The organism is Streptomyces sp. NPDC055287, assembly GCF_053646035.1.
In genome coordinates, this window is the sequence record NZ_JBSHNE010000072.1 from 1 (window position 1) to 18,398 (window position 18,398).

General features: G+C 67.7%; 17 protein-coding genes and 2 pseudogenes. 11 read left to right on the forward strand and 8 right to left on the reverse strand.

Going from position 1 to position 18,398, the window contains the following annotated elements; all coding sequences use genetic code 11:
• Positions 1-503: 503 nt before the first annotated feature.
• Together ACWIHY_RS38235 and ACWIHY_RS38240 are read right to left on the reverse strand one after the other, a co-directional pair.
• A pseudogene (locus ACWIHY_RS38235) lies at positions 504-696 on the reverse strand (IS110 family transposase); the annotation flags it as partial.
• Positions 697-763: 67 nt separating this feature from the next.
• Positions 764-2,395: an FAD-dependent oxidoreductase gene (locus ACWIHY_RS38240; protein ID WP_454381259.1), complete on the reverse strand. Its 1,632-nt coding sequence runs from the start codon at positions 2,393-2,395 to the stop codon at positions 764-766.
• Between the two features lie 245 nt (positions 2,396-2,640).
• Here ACWIHY_RS38240 and ACWIHY_RS38245 point away from each other — a divergent pair, with 245 nt between their 5' ends.
• From ACWIHY_RS38245 to ACWIHY_RS38275, 7 genes are all read left to right on the forward strand, one after another.
• Complete coding sequence (locus ACWIHY_RS38245; protein ID WP_454381260.1) at positions 2,641-3,783, forward strand: SchA/CurD-like domain-containing protein; 1,143 nt, start codon at positions 2,641-2,643, stop codon at positions 3,781-3,783.
• Between the two features lie 69 nt (positions 3,784-3,852).
• Positions 3,853-4,287: a cupin domain-containing protein gene (locus ACWIHY_RS38250; RefSeq protein ID WP_454381261.1), complete on the forward strand. Its 435-nt coding sequence runs from the start codon at positions 3,853-3,855 to the stop codon at positions 4,285-4,287.
• The gene (locus tag ACWIHY_RS38255) at positions 4,284-5,552 is read left to right on the forward strand and encodes a beta-ketoacyl-[acyl-carrier-protein] synthase family protein (protein ID WP_454381262.1); all 1,269 of its coding nucleotides are present in this window, start codon (positions 4,284-4,286) and stop codon (positions 5,550-5,552) included. The genes ACWIHY_RS38250 and ACWIHY_RS38255 overlap by 4 nt, the downstream gene beginning before the upstream one ends.
• The gene (locus ACWIHY_RS38260; protein WP_454381263.1) at positions 5,549-6,799 is read left to right on the forward strand and encodes a ketosynthase chain-length factor; all 1,251 of its coding nucleotides are present in this window, start codon (positions 5,549-5,551) and stop codon (positions 6,797-6,799) included. The genes ACWIHY_RS38255 and ACWIHY_RS38260 overlap by 4 nt, the downstream gene beginning before the upstream one ends.
• Positions 6,796-7,083 carry an acyl carrier protein gene (locus ACWIHY_RS38265; RefSeq protein WP_454381264.1) on the forward strand — a complete coding sequence of 96 codons (288 nt, stop codon included), beginning with the start codon at positions 6,796-6,798 and terminating at the stop codon, positions 7,081-7,083. Before ACWIHY_RS38260 ends, ACWIHY_RS38265 begins: the two co-directional genes overlap by 4 nt.
• 1 nt (position 7,084) lies before the next feature.
• Positions 7,085-7,561 (forward strand): SRPBCC family protein, encoded by a 477-nt coding sequence (locus ACWIHY_RS38270; RefSeq protein ID WP_454381265.1) that lies wholly within the window; start codon positions 7,085-7,087, stop codon positions 7,559-7,561.
• A 104-nt stretch (positions 7,562-7,665) separates the two neighbouring features.
• The gene (locus ACWIHY_RS38275; RefSeq protein ID WP_454381266.1) at positions 7,666-7,998 is read left to right on the forward strand and encodes a TcmI family type II polyketide cyclase; all 333 of its coding nucleotides are present in this window, start codon (positions 7,666-7,668) and stop codon (positions 7,996-7,998) included.
• A gap of 66 nt (positions 7,999-8,064) precedes the next feature.
• Here the strand turns inward: ACWIHY_RS38275 and ACWIHY_RS38280 are convergent, their stop codons facing one another.
• Positions 8,065-8,196: a hypothetical protein gene (locus ACWIHY_RS38280; protein WP_454381267.1), complete on the reverse strand. Its 132-nt coding sequence runs from the start codon at positions 8,194-8,196 to the stop codon at positions 8,065-8,067.
• Between the two features lie 875 nt (positions 8,197-9,071).
• Between ACWIHY_RS38280 and ACWIHY_RS38285 the strand changes: the two genes are divergently transcribed.
• Together ACWIHY_RS38285 and ACWIHY_RS38290 are read left to right on the forward strand one after the other, a co-directional pair.
• The gene (locus ACWIHY_RS38285; protein ID WP_454381268.1) at positions 9,072-9,233 is read left to right on the forward strand and encodes a hypothetical protein; all 162 of its coding nucleotides are present in this window, start codon (positions 9,072-9,074) and stop codon (positions 9,231-9,233) included.
• A 909-nt stretch (positions 9,234-10,142) separates the two neighbouring features.
• Entirely contained in the window at positions 10,143-11,300 is a 1,158-nt protein-coding gene (locus tag ACWIHY_RS38290; RefSeq protein WP_454381269.1) for an RNA-guided endonuclease InsQ/TnpB family protein, read from the forward strand.
• 106 nt (positions 11,301-11,406) lie between these two features.
• On the opposite strand, the gene ACWIHY_RS38295 is transcribed toward ACWIHY_RS38290, so the two are convergent.
• Together ACWIHY_RS38295 and ACWIHY_RS38300 are read right to left on the reverse strand one after the other, a co-directional pair.
• Positions 11,407-12,579: a hypothetical protein gene (locus tag ACWIHY_RS38295; protein WP_454381270.1), complete on the reverse strand. Its 1,173-nt coding sequence runs from the start codon at positions 12,577-12,579 to the stop codon at positions 11,407-11,409.
• Positions 12,580-12,907: 328 nt separating this feature from the next.
• Entirely contained in the window at positions 12,908-13,204 is a 297-nt protein-coding gene (locus tag ACWIHY_RS38300; RefSeq protein WP_454381271.1) for a hypothetical protein, read from the reverse strand.
• Positions 13,205-13,780: 576 nt separating this feature from the next.
• On the opposite strand from ACWIHY_RS38300, the gene ACWIHY_RS38305 reads away from it, so the two are divergent.
• On the forward strand, positions 13,781-14,083 hold the full coding sequence (locus tag ACWIHY_RS38305) for a hypothetical protein (RefSeq protein WP_454381272.1): 303 nt from the start codon (positions 13,781-13,783) through the stop codon (positions 14,081-14,083).
• A gap of 1,508 nt (positions 14,084-15,591) precedes the next feature.
• Here ACWIHY_RS38305 and ACWIHY_RS38310 read toward each other — a convergent pair.
• The 3 genes from ACWIHY_RS38310 to ACWIHY_RS38320 form a co-directional block, all read right to left on the reverse strand.
• Positions 15,592-16,299, reverse strand: coding sequence for a DUF2637 domain-containing protein (locus ACWIHY_RS38310; protein ID WP_454381274.1), 708 nt, complete (start codon positions 16,297-16,299; stop codon positions 15,592-15,594).
• Positions 16,300-16,414: 115 nt separating this feature from the next.
• Positions 16,415-16,696 carry a hypothetical protein gene (locus ACWIHY_RS38315; RefSeq protein ID WP_454381275.1) on the reverse strand — a complete coding sequence of 94 codons (282 nt, stop codon included), beginning with the start codon at positions 16,694-16,696 and terminating at the stop codon, positions 16,415-16,417.
• Between the two features lie 795 nt (positions 16,697-17,491).
• Entirely contained in the window at positions 17,492-17,704 is a 213-nt protein-coding gene (locus ACWIHY_RS38320; protein ID WP_454381277.1) for a hypothetical protein, read from the reverse strand.
• A gap of 344 nt (positions 17,705-18,048) precedes the next feature.
• On the opposite strand from ACWIHY_RS38320, the pseudogene ACWIHY_RS38325 reads away from it, so the two are divergent.
• Positions 18,049-18,398: pseudogene (locus tag ACWIHY_RS38325) on the forward strand (RNA-guided endonuclease TnpB family protein); the annotation flags it as partial.

Consider the following 18,398-nt stretch of genomic DNA (forward strand, 5'->3'; position numbering starts at 1 on the left):
AGCCACACCGACCGCCCCAACGATCCGCACCACCACACCGGGAAAGTGGAACCCGGCGCCCACCCGACGCGACAACCGGGCCGCCAACCTGCCCCAGCCCCCGAAATCCCGCACCTCGCAAACACAGAGTCCCCGTCAGCACACCGACGAGGACTCATGAACGATCGAGGTTAGTCTCGAGGCTGCTCGCTGGGACGCCGAGGCGGTGCTGGCCTTCCTGGCCGATGAACTTCCTTCGGACCGGATCGCACTGATCCTGAACGAACTCCCGGATGAATACCGGCCTCTGTTCGGCAACCCGTGGCTGAGCTGAGAAACATCAGACCTGCGGCGAAGCGATTCGGGCGGTGTGCGCTGCTGATCAGGCGGAGTGGCGACAATGCGGGTGGGGCGGCTGCCGAGAACGCCATGTGGATGATGCAGATGGTGTGGGCGTCGTGGTGCCTTGGCGGACTGTTGGTGGGGGCGTACGAAGAGCGCGCGGCCGGCCCGGGCGCGCGAAGACTGGGTCGGCCACTTCGCACCAGCATGGTCCCGTGCTTGGCCTGGAGTTTCGCGAACAGGTCGCGGAGCTTGGGTTGTGTTGGGCAGGCGCTTGTCGAACGCCTTCTTCCCGGCCGGTGTGACGGCGGTGGCGTGGTGTTCGCCCTTGCCGACGTCCAGGCCGAGGAAGACGTCGATGTCGCCGGTGTCGATCCGTGCAGGCCCCTCCGGTCACGCTTCCATCCGGCCTCCCCCCCCGGCACCGATCTGCCCCAGACCGTCAGGTCCGGCGCAGCAGCATTGACATGACCTCGTGGAGTTGTGATTCTGGGTTGGGTTCGGCGGCCGCTGTCCGCCAGGCGACAAAGCCGTCCGGGCGTACGAGTAGCGCGCCTTCGGTCGTCGTGCCGTGCATCTGTGCCCAATCCACCCCGTCCTCAACGGTCAAGCTTGCTTGCGGACCAGCACCGATCTCGTAGGCATCCAGCCGTACAGACAGATGCTCGGCAACCCTGTTCGCGGCGGCGCGCCACGGAGTTCCTTCGGAGCTGAGCAGGACGAACGACCGCTCGTAGAGGTCCAGGGTGGAGATCCGTTGCCCTGATCTGTTGACCCACAGGTGGGGAGCACGGGTACCCGGGTCACCCGTCAGGCGCATCGCTTCGGGCACGACGAGCCGTTCGGGATCGACGCCCAGTACGGCGCCGCTAGGGTAGCTGTATCCCATGACCACCGGGAGGATCCCTCCTTGTCTCGAGCCTCCTGGCGAGACGGGGGGTGCGTAGCCCGGGTGGCTGTGCTCTGCTGAGCGGGCTGATGCGCGCTCGCTCGTGGCTCGTGCCACGGGCAGGCGTTCGGACTCGTAGGTTTCCAGCAGTCCGCAGCCGGCCGAACCGTTCAGCACGGCCGCGAGTTTCCAGGCGAGGTTGTGGGCGTCCTGGATGCCGGTGTTGGAGCCGAACGCCCCGGTGGGGGACATTTCATGGGCGGCATCCCCGGCGAGGAAGACCCGGCCACTGGAGTACCGTTCGGCGATCCGTTCCGCGGCGTGCCAGGGAGCTTTGCCGGTGATCTCGATGTCCAGGTCCGGTGTGCCGATCGCTCTGCGGATGTGTTCGACACATCGCTCGTCGGTGAAGTCCTCGAGTGTCTCTTCCTGTTCGGGGTGCCAGGGTAGGTGGAACACCCACGTTCCCTGGTTGTCCACCGGTAGCAACGCCCCGTCTGCTCCGGGGCGGGTGAGGTAGCAGACGATGAATCGCTGGTCGCCCACTACGTCGACAAGCTGCCGGGAGCGGAAGGTGACGCTTACGTTGTGGAACAGGGCGCCGCGGCCCTGCTGACCGATGCGGAGCTGTTCCCTGACGGGGCTGCGCGGGCCGTCGGCCGCGATGAGGTAGTCGGCGCGGATGGTGCTGTGTTCGCCGGTGTCCCGGTTCTTCACCACTGCGGTGACGCCCGTGGCGTCCTGGTAGAAGGACAGCAGCTCGGTGGAGAACCGCAGGTCGGCGCCGCCCTCGCGCGTGCGGGACATCAGGACCGGCTCGACGGCATTCTGACTGCAGAGGCACCACGCGGTAGGGCTGAAGCGTGCGAGCGCGCCGCTGGCATCGATATCCTTGACCAGCCACTTCTGGTCGTCGCCGGTCAGCGAGCTGGCTTGAAGGATGCCGTTGTTCTCTGCGAGGACCGAAGCGGCTTGTCTGATCCGTGGTTCCACGCCGGCGCACCGGTACAGCTCCATTGTGCGGACGTTGATGCCACGTCCGCGCGGGTGCTCAGAGATGGCCGAGTGCTTCTCGACGACCATGTGTCTAACGCCGTGGCGGCCGAGGAACAGGGAGGTGGACAGGCCTACCAGGGACCCTCCCACGACCAGAACGGGCACCCGGTGGTCGACGTTCTCTTCCACATCGCTCCTTACTTCGTGCCGGCAGGGATGGATTCTCCATGCCCTGTGCTGGAGAGGTTCGGTCGCACATTCACCCACCTGGTTCTGAACTCTCGCGCCCCTCGTGGCAAAGGGTCACGATCGATTGCGGGGGCCGCGACACGGGCGCTGTTCGCCCCAAAGCCACCGCTGTGGTCAGCGCCCCCACCTGGCGTCTGACGAGGGCACGCCACGCGGCCGCGCGTTGACTATGAGGAGTGTGCAAGATGACAGCCCTGTCCGAACGGGTATCGCAGTCTGCCTTCGACGGCTCACGGCTGCGGGTTGTTCTGCTGCTAGACCTTCACGACGACGCGCAGCAGCAGTTTCTGGAGGCGTACGACCATCTGCGCAACCACGTCGCGGCGGTTCCCGGCCACGTCAGCGACCAACTGTGCCAGTCGTTCGAGAACCCGTCACAGTGGCTCATCACCAGCGAATGGGAAAGCGCACCGCCTTTTCTGGCCTGGGTGAACAGTGAAGAGCACGTCGAGACGGTCAAGCCGCTGAGCGCCTGTGTACGTGACATGCGGTCGCTTCGCTACAGCGTCCTGCGGGAGACCGGACGGGCCTGTGATGAGAGGCCAGAGCTGTCCAGTGGCCGGCTCCAGGCAACGCCGCGGCTCGGGGACGGCATCGTCCGCCATGCTCTTACTTTCACGGTCAGACCTGGCAGCGAACAAGCCGTCGCGGAGATCCTCGCCGGGTACACCTCCCCGGCGGCCCAGGTCGACGAGCACACACGGCTGCGCCGTACCTCGCTCTTCATGCACGGCAATCGCGTTGTTCGGGCGATCGAGGTGCAGGGTGACCTTCTTGCCGCCCTTCGGCACGTGGCCCGGCAGCCCGAGATCAGGGCCGTCGAGGAAGCCATCAACCCGTACCTGGAGCAGGACCGGGACCTGGACGATCCGGAGTCCGCCCGGATGTTCTTCACCCGCGCGGCTCTTCCGGCGGTGCACCACATCGCCCCCGACGGACAGGGCCTCGCCGGCGCAGCGCGTCAGGCGCTCTACTACCAGGCCAAGGAGGGCTGCGGGATGGCCCTGGCCCGGCTCTTGGCCCGGCAGGACGAAGCGGCGGCGGAAGACCCCGACAACCCCGTCGCGAGCAGCACTGTCTTCCAGCGCGACAACATCGTCGTACGGCTCATCGATGTGCGCGGCCGGCTCGACGCACACCCCTCCCTGGCTTTCGGCGTCGACGGAGACGACGAGGTAGCCACGCTCGCCCGGCTGCTCGACCACGGTACGGATGGCGGTACGAGTGGCAGTGATGGTGATCCGGTCCTCGGCATGGACGTGCCGAGACTCCTCGCGGCCTCCGAAATGCAGCTGATCACCGACCGGTGCGCGTCGCCGGAATCCTGACTCGCCCTTTCGCCCCCATTACGCGGCACGTCTTCAAGCCGCCGCAGCAACGCACCTGGAGGCACTGCCTTGACCAAATGCAGAGCGCGCATCGTGAAGCTCACTGATACGAAACCCAACCAGCGGCGTGGAGGCGATCTGCGTGCCATGCTCACCCCAGCCACGGTGGGTGCCACCAGTGGCTTCATGGGGCTTGCCATCGTGCAGCCCGGTGAGCGCATCGGTGAGCACTATCATCCGTACTCCGAGGAGTTCGTGTACGTCGTGAGCGGCCTCCTTGAGGTGGATCTGGACGGCCAGACGCACGAACTGCAACCTGACCAGGGACTTCTGATCCCACTGAACGTGCGCCACCGGTTTCGCAACGTCGGCAACACGGAGGCCCGGATGGTCTTCCACCTCGGCCCGCTCGCCCCTCGTCCCGAGCTCGGGCACGTCGACACCGAGCACACCGGCAGGACTGAGCAGGCCGGGCCGCAGGAGAGGACCGAGGTCGCTCCATGACCCGGCGGGTGGTGGTTACCGGGGTCGGTATCGTCGCCCCGGGCGGAGTAGGCGCCCCCGCTTTCTGGGACCTGCTCGCAAACGGCCGTACGGCCACTCGGGGCATCACCCTCTTCGACCCGGCGGGGTTTCGCTCGCGCATCGCCGCGGAGGTCGACTTCGACCCCGCGGCCCACGGCCTCGAACAGGACCAGATGGCGCGCTCGGACCGGTACGTCCAGTTCGCGCTCGTGGCCGCCCGGGAAGCCATACGCGATGCCGGTCTTGACCCCGGGGAGGAGGACCCCTGGCGCATCGGAGTGACGCTGGGCACTGCCGTCGGCGGAACCACCCGTCTCGAGCACGACTACGTCGCCGTCAGCGGCTCCGGCGCCCGCTGGGACGTGGACCACCAGCGCGCTGGACCGCACCTGCACCGGGCGTTCTCGCCGAGCGTCCTCGCCTCAGCGGTGGCCGAACAGGTCGGCGCCCACGGCCCGGTGCAGACCGTTTCGACTGGCTGCACATCGGGGCTCGACGCCATCGGATACGCCCTCCACGCCATCCAGGAAGGCAGTGTCGACGTCTGCGTGGCCGGCGCCTCGGATTCTCCGATCTCTCCCATCACGGTGGCGTGCTTCGACGCCATCAAGGCGACGTCCCCGAACAACGACGACCCGGCCCACGCCTCTCGGCCGTTCGACGCGGACCGGGACGGATTCGTCCTGGGCGAGGGCGGTGCCGTCCTCGTTCTGGAGGAGATGGAACACGCTCGGGCCCGAGGCGCGAGCGTCTACTGCGAGATCGGGGGTTACGCCACCTTCGGCAACGCGCACCACATGACTGGTCTGACCGCCGAGGGCCTGGAGATGGCCCGGGCCATCGACACTGCGCTCGTCCATGCCCGCGTCGACCGTACGGCGATCGACTACGTCAACGCGCACGGCTCGGGCACCAAGCAGAACGACCGGCACGAGACGGCCGCGGTCAAACGCTCCCTCGGCGATCACGCGTACGACACACCCATGAGTTCGATCAAGTCCATGGTCGGCCACTCGCTCGGCGCCATCGGCGCCATCGAGCTGGTGGCCTGTGTTCTGGCCATGGCCCACCAAGTGGTACCACCGACAGCGAACTACGAGACCCCCGACCCCGAGTGCGATCTGGACTACGTACCGCGTACCGCTCGACCACGGAAGTTGCGCAGTGTGCTCTCGGTCGGCAGCGGGTTCGGCGGATTCCAGTCCGCAGTCGTCTTGACCCGGCCGAAAGTGAGGGCCTCATGAGCCCTGGGCACGCCCGCAACCCGGTGATCACCGGGATCGGCGCCATCGCCCCCAACGGGATCGGCACCGAAGCCTTCTGGAAATCGACACAGGCGGGTGTCAGCACCCTGGGCCGGGTCATCCGCGAAGGGTGCGAGCAGCTGCCGCTCCGCGTCGCGGGGCAGGTACCCGCCTTCGAGCCCGCTGCGCTGATCGAGGAGCGCTTTCTCGTCCAGACCGACCGGTTCACGCACTTCGCGATGGCTGCTGCGGATCTCGCCATGGAAGACGCCCGGCTCGCTCACGCCGACTACGAGGGTTCGCCCTTCTCCGTCGGGGTGGTGACCGCCGCCGGGTCGGGCGGTGGCGAGTTCGGACAACGCGAACTGCAACGCCTGTGGAGCCAGGGACCTCGCTTCGTCGGACCGTACCAGTCCATCGCCTGGTTCTACGCCGCAAGCACCGGTCAGATCTCCATCCGCCGCGGTCTCAAGGGTCCCTGTGGCGTCGTGGCCAATGACGAGGCCGGCGGGCTCGACGCCTTCGCAATCGCCGCCGGGGCCATCCGACGCGGCACCGACGCGGTCGTAGTCGGCGCAACGGAAGCCCCCCTCGCACCGTACTCGGTCGTCTGCCAGCTCGGGTACGAGGCCCTCAGCACCCACAAGGATCCGACCCGCGCTTACCGGCCGTTCACCTCCGACGCCTGCGGCTTTACCCCCGCCGAAGGCGGCGCGATGTTCGTGCTCGAGGACGAGACGGCGGCCCGCCGCCGCGGCGCCGAGATCCGCGCTTCAGTAGGCGGCCACGCCGCTACATTCACCGGACCCTCCCAGTGGGAGCAGTCCCGGCAGGGACTCGCCCGCGCGATCTGCGGCGCTCTGCGAGAGGCCGACTGCCCGCCTGAAGAAATCGACGTGGTCTTCGCTGATGCGCTTGGCGTGCCGCAGGCCGACCGCGCCGAAGCGCTGGCGATCGCCGACGCGCTGGGCCCCCACGGCCTGCGCGTGCCGGTGACAGCGCCCAAGACCGGAATCGGCCGCGCCTACTGCGGAGCTCCCGCGCTCGACACAGCCTGCGCGGTACTGGCATTGGAACACGGCCTGATTCCTCCCACACCGAACGTCTTCGACATCTGCCACGACCTCAATGTCGTGACCGACGCTGCCTGCCCCGCCCAGCTGCGAACGGCACTCGTGCTGAGCCGTGGACTCATGGGCTCCAACGCGGCACTCGTGCTGCGGAAAGCCCCCGACACCCCTACATGAGAACCCGTGACAAGGAGAAGTCCCTCGTGCCTGATCAACTGACCACCGAAGAACTCGCCGCGTTGATGAAGAAGGGCGCCGGCATCACCGTCGACCCGGCCGAACTGGCGAAACATCCCGACGCCGCATTCGATAAGTACGGCCTCGACTCGCTGGGCCTGCTCGGCATCGTCGGCGAGCTGGAGAACCGGCACGGCCGGCCGCTGCCCCCCGAAGCGGATCAGTGCAAGACCCCCCGGCAGTTCCTGGACCTCGTCAACGACAGCCTCATGAGTGGAGCCTGACATGCCCGGACACACCGAGAACGAAATCATCGTCGCAGCGCCGCTGGACCTCGTCTGGGACATGACCAACGACCTGGAGAGCTGGCCCCAGTTGTTCAGCGAGTACGCGTCGGTCGAAATCCTCGCTCGCAGCGGGAACACCACACGGTTCCGCCTGACCATGCACCCGGACGAGAAGGGCACAGTCTGGAGTTGGGTCTCGGAGCGGACAACCGACCGGGCGGGCCTACAGGTCCGCGCCCACCGTATCGAGACGGGCCCCTTCGCCCACATGGACATCCGATGGGAGTACGCGCAGGTCCCGGGCGGCACCCGGATGCGGTGGCAGCAGGACTTCGCAATGAAGCCGAACGCCCCGGTTGACGACGACTGGATGACGAACAACATCAACCGCAACTCGCGAGCTCAGATGGCGCTTATCCGGGACAGGATCGAACAGCGCGACCGCGACAGCCGTACCGCCGCCGTTACACCCTGACCGGCTCGATCGAAGCCACCGCCCCGGGCGCGCCGTACGTGGCCTGCCCTGCTCCCCGGCCGCCCCTGACGCCTGCGGAGTCGGCCAACGAAGGGAAGCCCCTGATGCACCAAGCTCTGATCGTCGCCCGCATGGCGCCGGAATCGGCCCCGGACATCGCCAAGCTGTTCACGACCTCCGACGCCGGCGAACTGCCGCACCTCGTCGGAGTCGCCCGGCGCACCCTCTTCCAATTCGGCGACGTCTACCTCCACCTGATCGAATCCGAGAAGCCCCCCGGACCCGAGATCTCGAAGGTGACGGCACTCCCGGCCTTCCGTGACATCAGCAATCGTCTCTCCGCCTTCGTCAGCCCGTACAACCCGCAGACCTGGCACGGGCCGGAGGACGCGATGGCCCATGAGTTCTACCGGTGGACGCGCGACGGCGCTGGCTGAGGAACGGCCAATCGGCAACAGATACAGACGATTACGTATCTGAGCGCCCGTTCCAGAGTGCCGCCGTCACTCCCGCCGTTGTCCTCGGCGGCGTCGTCGGCGGTGCCGCTCGATGACGAGGGTGGTGAAGCCGTCGAGCCGGCCGTGGACTTCGCGCAGCACCCCGATCCTGCTCGTCCGAGGAAGCCACAGCTCCATGGTGTTCCCCCGGAGCCCGGCGGGGCAGGGGGCGCGAGAGGCACACGCGTTGCCGGCCGGTAGGAGGGGTGAGGGCCCTGAGCGGGCAGGGCCTCACGACGCGAGTCCGTGAGGGACGGATATGCACAAAACGTGTCGGAGGAACAATGACCAGCACGCATCAGAGCCACTGTCTGCCCGGATGCCCGGTCTCCGAGCGACGTGAGTCACGGCTTGTTGGGGGCGTGTCCTGTGGGCACCCGTAGCCACCCGGCTCTGCGGTGGTGCGGCTTGGGGTGGGGGCCCCGGTCCGTTGGGGCCCCCGGAGCGCGCGATCCGAAGTCCGCGGACGGCACGCTTCGACCGGCTCAACATCGCGGGTGGATTCCGGGTTACGGGCCGGTCGGGTGAAGCGTGGTGAGCGGCGTCGTATCGGTCAGGGCAGGGTCGTTGGAGGTGGGGCGCTGATGAGCAGGTGCCTGTGGTGGCGCTCGCAGTCAGGCGTGGTGCGGGGCCATCCGTCCAGCCTCCGTTCCCGCACCACGCCGGCGTGCCTCGGAGAATGCCCGGGTTGAGACTGAGTCTTGGGGGCATTCGTGTGAGGAGTGAGTGGAACTGGGCATGGCCTCCCGGGTCCCGGCCGCGGTGTCGGTCGGGCCCCGAGCCCTTCACGTCTCCCAGTTGAGTCCGAGGGCGGCGAGTTGTTGTTCGCTCAGGCTGTCGCGCCGGGTTTCTGGTCCGACAGCCAGACCCCTGGCGGAACAGGTGCTCCGCAGTCCTCGAGGATCTCGGTGTGCGCCCGGGGTGCGACGGTTCACCGCGCTCGCCCGCAACGGCCGTCAGCCGCTCGAGCCGGCCGCCGTGCGGGCGCGGTGGTCCGCCAGGCCGTCCGGGACGTGCGCACCGCACCGCTCCCGCCGCGGACGGTCCGCCGGCGGATTCGACGACTCGCCGCGTTGCGCCGACTCGTCGACGACCTCGCGCCCACGCGCCAGATCGCCGTGCCCCTCACCGCCGCCACCCTGCCCGCAATTCCCGGATGGTGCTTCAACCGCTGACCGCTACGGCCGGCGCCCGCGCAGGAGCCACGGCCCGGAGACGACCAAGACCCCGCACTTCAAAGGACAGGTCGGTGGCCGCAGCCCTCCTCCGCTCGCTCGTATAATCTGATCGCCCTGACGACGCAGCAGCCATGCTCCACCGAAACCGCAACGCCACACTCAGCAGCACGTGGCCGGAGGTGGTCGCGGAGCTGAGGCGTCAGGGGAGGAGCCAACGGGCTGACTCCATCGGGGACGGATCACCTCGCGTTGATCCGCCGGAGGAACGGCACAAGTGGTGGGGACGCGGTCGTACTCGGCGCAGCTCACCTCCCGGATGAGGATCCGTGCAGTGCGCAGCGTCCTCCTTCGCCGCCGCGTGGGCGTACCCAACCCACAGCCGTGAGGTCTGCCCCAGCACTGACCGCAGGGAATCCGCACCGCCTGATGGTGACTGCGGCGTTTCGGACCCAGGCCAAGGAGGGGGAAGCGCCAGAGGCTGAGGACCGCGCACATGAGGAGGCGAAGGCGGACGCGGATACCTGGCGCAAGGAGAACGCCATCTTCAGCTTCCTGCGACGCTGAAGCACCGGAGCTCTGCCGGTCCTGCGCACCGCCACCGTTCGGCGCGGGTGTGCGAAGCGTTGGGGCCCTGGGCCAGGCGCGGTCCACCAGGGCCCCAACGGGGCGCGCGTATGCCGGACGGATTCATACGTGCGTCACCAGACATAACAGTGGCGGTGGCCTTCGAGTTACGGTGCTGACTGTGTTCAGCGGGATCTAGCGAGGAACCCCGGCCCTTCAGGGCCGGGAGGAATCGATTTGCTGGACTGCTCTGACCCGCACCGGAGCACGGGCGGTACGGCCCCTGCGGATGTTGGGTTTGGCCCAGCGTGGTGACATAGGTCAACGTTATGCTCACTCGCAATGAAGATTGTGACGCAGGTGAAGCTGCTGCCGGAGGCTGACCAGGCCGCCGCGCTGTCGGCGACCCTGCGTACGGTGAACGAAGCCGCGTGCTGGGTGTCCGGTGTGGCGTTCGAGCGCCGTGTGCCGCGTGAGTACGAGCTGCGCAAGTACACCTATGCCGAGTTGAAGGTGCGGGGGCTGGGGGCGCAGGCCGCCCAGCATGTGATCAAGAAGACCCGCGACGCGTATACCGTGCGCAAGGCCAACATCCGGGCCGGGAACCTGGGCAAGCCGGGGTCGAAGCGTAGGGTCAAGGCGGAGTCGAAGCCGATCGTGTTCCGGCCCGAGGCCGCTCAGCCGTATGACGACCGGTGTTTGTCGTGGCAGTACGACACTGGGACGGTGTCGATCTGGACGACAGCCGGACGGCTCAAGAACGTCCGCTTCGCCTGCTCCCCGGACGCGCTCACCATGCTCCGCGAGCACCGCAAGGGCGAGTCCGATCTCATCGAACGTGATGGCGTGTTCTACCTGATCGCCGTCTGCGATGTGCCCGAGGCCGAACCGTACGAGCCGGACGGGTTCGTCGGCGTGGACCTCGGGATCGTCAACATCGCCACCACCTCCGCCGGCTACCGGGCTGCCGGGCGTGGCCTGAACCGGCACCGGAAACGACAGCAAGACCTGCGGAAGAAGCTCCAGGCCAAGGGCACCAAGGCGGCGAAGCGCCTGCTGAAGAAGCGCTCCCGCAAGGAAGCCCGGCACACCGCCAACGTCAACCACATCGTCTCCCAGCGCATCGTCACCACCGCTGAACGCACCGGCTCCGGTATCGCCCTGGAAGACCTGACGGGCGTCCGCAGCCGGGTACGGCTCCGCAAGGACCAGCGGACCTCTTTGCACTCGTGGAGCTTTCACCAGCTCGGCCAGTACATCGAGTACAAGGCCAAGCGGGCGGGGGTGCCGCTGGTCTACGTCGATCCGGCGTACACCAGCCAGCAATGCTCCGAGTGCGGTCACATCGACCGGAAAAACCGTGTCGATCAAGCGACGTTCGCCTGCCGGTGCTGCGGGGCCCTCATGCACGCGGACGACAACGCCTCCCACAACATCGCCCGCAAGGGCAAGACCGTGTGGACTGAGGGGCGTGAGTCACGCGTCCCAGCCACCCCATAACGGGTGGCAGGACGGAGGAGCCAACCCATCAGCCAGTTGGGCGCTACCTCCAAGCCCGGTCCCTTTAGGGCCGGGTCAAGTTGACTGCCCAGGAAGTGCGGGCCCTTCACCAGTCGACAACCGCCGTGGGGGTCTTCCCCTCCTGAGCCTGGCGCGCACGTTCGGCCACAGCTCGAGTGAACGCCTCAAGTGCTCCGTCCGGGATGGGAGAGGACAACGACATGTCTACCGAGAAGACAACCGTCCCGACATGCACCATGGCCCACTCTGTGTAATCGCCTTCGGCCTTCGTACACGCCGTCCAGGAGTTCGCGCCGACATCCTGCAGAGGCAGGTCCAGGAAATCGCAGGAGCCGCTTTTGGGAAGTGTCTTCCTGAAGTCGGCGCTTGCCCCCTTTGAAGTGTCGAACGTGGACATCACCAGGCTCAGCCGTTCGTACACTCCCGTGGCATTGAAGTATCTCCACTGTCCATAGAACTGACGAGGTAAGCAGCTGCTGGCGGTGCCGCAGTAATCGAAGAGGGGCTGACCGAGCGATGGAGGCCAGCCCAGGGGCAGACTCTTCTCATCGTTCGGGGGAATCTTCCTGATCTGGGCTGCGGTCAGGGGCACAGAGGCACCTGCGGCTCCTGAGGCGGAGTCGGCGCTCCCACTCGGCCCGGACTCGCGCGGTGAGGAGCTTGCGGATTTCGCGGTGCCGCGGGGTGTGCCAACAGTGTCCTCAGGCACGACGAGACGTATGGTGCCGTAGACAGCCATGGCCAGCACGATGAGAACGGCCAATGCCGCCGAAGCCAGGGATAAGCGTGCGGTACGGGTGTTCGTGATGGTCAACGGACCGATGGAAATGTTGCTGCCACGTAATCTGGCTCCTCCGATCACGATGCTGTGGGTGTAGGAGGTCGAGGTGGCTGACTCGGGGCCTGCCTTCCCCAACGCCTGCGCCAGCCTGCCGGCGAACTCGGCGTCGGAGTCCATCGCAGCTTGGAGGGCGCTCCGCAAGCCCTCGATCGATGCCGAATCCGTCGGACTGGCGTCCACATCAGCCAAAGCGGCGCGGCCCTCGTCGAAACCGCCCAGTCTTCGACGGACCATCTCGCTGACCGTCTGCGCAGTGCTGGAACCCACCTCGGTCGCCGCACCGGTGATCATCGAGGCCAGAACCCCAACAGCCGCTGCAGCCACACCTTCTACCGACTCCACCTGATACCCCCCGTTGTCAGCAGCATGCCAAGCAACATGCCCACCCGCCCCCGTTTGCAACAGGTCGACGGGCATTCGTTGGCTGAGCGGCTCGAGGCGCAGGGGCCCCAGACCACGCCGCGAGGATCGGCGCAGCTGTTCTCGGGGCGCTCAGCGCGGCGCATTCGGCGGCATAGCTCGCCGGGACGTCAAACCGGCCAACGTCATGCCGACAGGCGCCGGCGACGTACTGCTCCCTGACTTCGGGATCGCCATACACCGGGCCGACACGGCGCTGACCGCGTCCGGGGGTTCATCGGCTCAATGGAGTACATCGCTCCTGAACGGATCCGCGGCTACCGTGGCGACGCGTCCAGCGATCTGTTCGCCCGGCGGATCGAGGCGGCTGTGACGTCCGCGCGACTCACCCACGAGCAGTCTGCCGGCTGAGCTGGTGCCCGTCATGTGCACCCGGGCCGCTGCGCTCAGCGCCGAGGTCGGCTTCGATGCGCTCCAGCTGTGTCAGGAGGTTCTCGAGAAGGGCGGCGGAATGCAGCAGGGCGACGCGCTGGTCTGCGTCGTGCAGGGTGGCGTGGGTTCCCCAGTCGGGATGCCCGTCGGTCGGGGTGAAGGTCCACTCGCCCATCCGAACGGCGCGCGCAGTGTTCTTCGCGCCGACCGGGTGGAGCCCTTGGGTGCCCAGCGGGCTTGCTTTCGTCATGATCCGTCCAACGGCATGTCTGGTGGGCAGGGTGTGCAGCAAACGGGTGGCCGCCTTGTCGCATTTGGAGTAATTCGGCCTAATGGTTAATCGCTTCTGCACAGGGGGGAGGTGTGGATGGTCTTGCCGCCGGTGTCGAGAACGCTGATGGCCTCGTTGGCGAGGGTGTGGTGAGATCCCACCCCTTGCCATGAAGCTGGAGCTCTGGCTGCTTCCCGGCATTCTGCGCCCCTGCTTGCCCCCGTGCCGGCACCTGACCGCACCCGGCGGAAGATCCGTTCTGACCGTGGTTCATTTCCAGGACCCGTGTGTCGGCGTACGGACTGGCTTCGCTTCATCACCGGCTGCGAGCCTCTTGCATGGGCTGTTCTGACCTGGCGGTGTTGAGTGGACGCTGCTGTCCCCGGCGCCGGGGAGGCAGCTCCAGCCGGCGGGGTACCCGGCGGCCGCGGTCGCAGGCCGCTGTGGCCGGGGGAAGAGAGCGAAGCCCGTTGGCTGCTAACGGGGCGGTGACGGTGGGGTTGCGGAATGGGTACCGGGCGGTGCCGGTGGCCGGGCTGAAACGTTAAGCCGCGCATGGAGGCCTTCGGAAACGACCCCGTCCCGGTGAACGGAGCCTCGCTGCCGGGCGCGTACTGGCTGGATGCGCCGCCGCACGCAGACGACGACTGCGTCTGGTGTGCCGAGCTGTGGCAGGACAGCGCCCCAGGCCCGCACGCAAGTGCGGCCGTTGAGTCCGCCGTGTCGAACAACGCATATGAGTCGGCTGCCTCGGTGCCGTCCGTGGACGGCTGGGTGGCAGACCTGGCGCGGATGGTGATGCTGTCGGTTGCCGCGTGCACAGTCGTGTCAGCGATGCTCGTGGTAGCCCTGGCATGAGGAGTGGCGCTGCCCGACGCGCTTCCTGAGTGTCAGCACACGCGGCCCCTGGGCAGTTGACCGTCCCGTCGAGGCTGGGCAGTTTTTTGCTGTTCGGCTACTGCCGTTCGTCTGCGAATTGACTACGGCCCCCGCCAACCCGCCCGCGTCCGTGCGGGATCGCTGCCCGTTGACGAAGCACCGGCCGGACAACGGCCTGACCGTCCGGCCAACGGGGCCGCGGTTGCGGAAGCGTGCTGACACCGCCGCGGACAAGCCGAAGCCCTGGACGGCTCGTGACGGGCTTGGTCCAGGGCTCCGACTGCGCCCCAAAACGTGTTTTGGAGTCTCCTCTACTGTGCAGGCTCTGCGGGCGGATACGGCCCGCCGCACCGTCATTGGGCACGGTCTCTCACTCCATCGGTCGGCAGGTGGAGGCCGTGCGGGTGACCGATCGGCCGGGCAAGCCCCCGGGACGGCCTCGGGCAAGCCCTGGGTCCGGTGGCTGGGCAAACCGGCTTGGGATCGACGGTGGGCGTGACACCCGCCGCGCTGACGTCAGTGGTGAGTCTGCATGGCATTGGTGGTGAGCGGTGGGCATCCATGGTGAGTGGTGCGTCTGCCCTGCCACGGGCTACCTGTCTGATGTCCGCGTTGTCATCGATCCGGAACTCGACGCGACGCCGGAGACGCAGGTTCCGCATCACCCTCCGGTTTCACGGGGCGGTCCTGCGGTTTCGGGTGACTGGGTGAACCGCGTCAGGGTGATCATCCGCCTCACCGAGGAAAGACCGGAGGGGCCCATACCGCATCCGCTGCCTCGGCAGCAGCATCCGGCCGGAGCCTGCCGAGCTGCTCGAGCACCTCGCCGACGGCCGCAAGGGCGCCAAGCGCCCCAAGGCCTAACCCTCCTGAGACGTTCAGCCGGCCTGCAGACAGCTCACCGCAGGCCCCCACCGTGCGGGAACCAAAACGGTCGTTGAGCAGAGCGCTCAACTCGCGCTCCGCCTGGGGCTTGCCAGTGGGGCAGATGGTGTATCGCTGCAGGGCACTCGCACGCTCCGCCGCCTGACCTGGTGTCCCCGAGCCGGCGGGGGCAGGGTAGGGGAAGACCTGGGGCGGGGTTCGGTCAGTGCGAGTACCCGGCAATCCTCTGGCTGGCGTATGCCGATTCGCCGGTCCGGGCTCGGTGGTTTCTCATCGTCAAGCGGGCGCGGGCCCCGTTGGCTGGTTTTCCTGGAGGGCACACCGATGCACGAGATGCACGCCGAGGACCCGGCCTTGGCGGCCTGGTCTGGCACGTGATCAGCAAGGCGGTGAGAACCCGCGCTCTGTGGGCGGGCGGCAGCTGACGCGCCCAGCGTCGGCTGCCCCCGCACGGGGGGCGAGGCAGTCGGGGAACGTTGCTGCTCTTCCTGCATGGCCGCGGTCGGTTCGGCCGTCGAGGGCAGCTTGCAGCGGCCGGCCCCCACTTGATCCACATCACCCGGCCCGAGGGAGCTCTGCGGGCGACTGTGCCCACCGGCTGGTCACGACGGGGTCCGGGTGCGATGCGCGGGTCGCCGGGCCGGTGACTTGCGGTCGCGGTGGCGGGGGTTGGCCTGGCGGGGTGGCCGGGTGAGGGTGATCTGCCGGACCAGCTGCTGGAAGCAGGCCAGGGCGGCCAGTGAGGGAAGCGCGGCGGTTGCCGCGTCCACCGGCGTGTGCGGTGCCTGGGCTACGCACAGGAGCATGGACACGGTGGAGAACAGCAGCACGACGGCCCAGGAGTGGGCCGCGCGGCGCCGGTGCAGGGCGGCGCGCAGGATCGACAGTGAGGCGACCGTCCACGGCCCGTACACCAGCAGCGGCCAGCACCCGACCACTCCGGCGGATGTGCGGTACTTGGCGAGGTGGCGCAATGGGTCGTAGGCGACCATGCCGCTGAAGACGCAGACCATGGAAACCATGACAGCGGCGAGCGCGGCGAGAAGGAAGCTCGCTGTCCGCAGCGCTCCCATCGCCCGTCTCCTCTTACGGGGCGCGCGGCGGCGCCGGGAGGGGGAGGGGCGCAGGGGAGCCAGCTCGGCGGTGATCTCGGCCAGGCCCGCCAGAGGAGCGCCGGCGCCTTCGGTGGCCGGCGACTCGTCGGCATCCGCGGGCGGGGGACTGGCGGTCGTCTCGGTTTCGATGGCTTCGTGCAGCAGGTAGGCGAGCTCTTCCGCCGGATCCCAGTGCACGTCCAGCTGCTCGACCAAGGTCGTAGGGCGCTCCCAGCCACCGGCCTGTGGTTGCGAGTCCGTCGGGTGGGACCACCTGCCAGCAGGGCTGGCGGGGGTGGGCGGATCGACGCGGCTGTGACGTCCGCGCGACTCAGCCACGACCGGCTCGCCGGCTGAGCTGACTGTCATGCCCGTCGTCGGCGCCGAGGTTGGCCTCGATGATCTCCAGTTGGGCCAGGAGGTTCTCGAGGAGGGTGGCGGAGTGCCGCAGGGCGATGCGCCGCTCTGTGTCGTGCAGGGTCGCGCTGGTTCCCCAGATGGGATGCCCGTCGGTCGGGGTGAAAGTCCAGAGGCCCATGCGAACCGTGCGCTTGGTGTCCCTGGCGCTGAGCGGGTGGGGCCCTGGGGTGGCCAGGGGGCTTAACTCCGTCATGATCCGTCCAACGGCACACTGGTTGGGCGGGATGCGCGGCAAACGGGTGGCCGCGTTGTCGCATTTGGAGTAATTCAGCCTAGTGGTTAATCGGTTCTGCAGGCGGCTGAGGTATACGGGCCGCCTCTGGCCTCCTGCACCGGCGGAGAGGGGTTCAGTCGTGACCGTGGGGCGTCTCTTCGTGTTGCGCTGCGGCTGGCGAGCCTGCTGGATGCGAGCCAGGGCTGGTCAGTGTCGCTCTGAACTGGCGGTAGCGCCGCAGCTCGAGAGCATCGACGTGTCGCGTCCGGCTGGCCGGGGACGGGAAGACTGTCCACAGCACGGTGCATGCCGAAGCGCAGGCAATGGTGATCAACAGCATGGTGTTCGTCATGAGAGTCCCTGTTTCTGCCACTAGTTTCTGACGGCGAGCGAGCCGCGCCCTCCTGTGATGAACAAGCTGAGCGCGAGATGGCACCCGCATAACGCCTCGGCATATACCAAGTTACGTACCCTGCCCCGACTCATACCGGCAAGAACAGCAGAAGGCCCAAACGGACAACCGGCACAGATGCTCACGCCCTGCCGGCCCCATGCCTCCAGCCCTGGGACTCCGTGCAGCGACTGCACTGACCCCACGACACCGGGAGGTAGTGGCAGGCCACGCCGCCTTGGCCGGAATTTCCGTGAGATCCAAGTGACGCGGCCTGAGGCGGGAGTTGCAGATCCTGCTCGCTGTTCGGCCCCGCTGCGCAGGCATCAGGCGATCAGATTGGGCAGCCCGGCCGGCGCCGTCACCGTGCCCCCTGCCGTCAGCTACTGGCTTGTGCGGTGGTGGACGACCGGGTCCAGCACTCGCTGATCAAGTACGACCAGGACCGTCAGGGCGTACCCGGAGGTGTGCCACAAGGAGGTGCCGCTCTCGCTGAAAGGATGGAGCTGCTGCTCCAGCTCCGACAGTCGGCTGGGGGCGGCCGGTACTGTGCCGACGCAGGTCACGAGGGTGGCGATGCCGGTGGAGAGCGGCACGCCGACACGCTCTGTGCCCGGGTGATTGCGTGCTGGCACCGAGGTGCGGATACTGGTGCAGCTCCCTAGGGAGGGGCAAAGGGCCGCGCTCCCGGCCAGGCCCTGGCGGGCGGGCCGGGAGCGGCATCGGCCCTCAGGCTCGTTGTGCCAAGCCACCCCATCGCGGTGCTGCTCGGCCGCGCCCGCTTCAGAGGGATCTAGCGAGGAACCCCGGCCCTTCAGGGCCGGGAGGAATCGATTTGCTGGACTGCTCTGACCCGCACCGGAGCACGGGCGGTACGGCCCCTGCGGATGTTGGGTTTGGCCCAGCGTGGTGACATAGGTCAACGTTATGCTCACTCGCAATGAAGATTGTGACGCAGGTGAAGCTGCTGCCGGAGGCCGAGCAGGCCGCCGCGCTGTCGGCGACCCTGCGTACGGTGAACGAAGCCGCGTGCTGGGTGTCCGGTGTGGCGTTCGAGCGCGGCGTGCCGCGTGAGTACGAGCTGCGCAAGTACACCTATGCCGAGTTGAAGGTGCGGGGGCTGGGGGCGCAGGCCGCCCAGCATGTGATCAAGAAGACCCGCGACGCGTATACCGTGCTCAAGGCCAACATCCGGGCCGGGAACCTGGGCAAGCCGGGGTCGAAGCGTAGGGTCAAGGCGGAGTCGAAGCCGATCGTGTTCCGGCCCGAGGCCGCTCAGCCGTATGACGA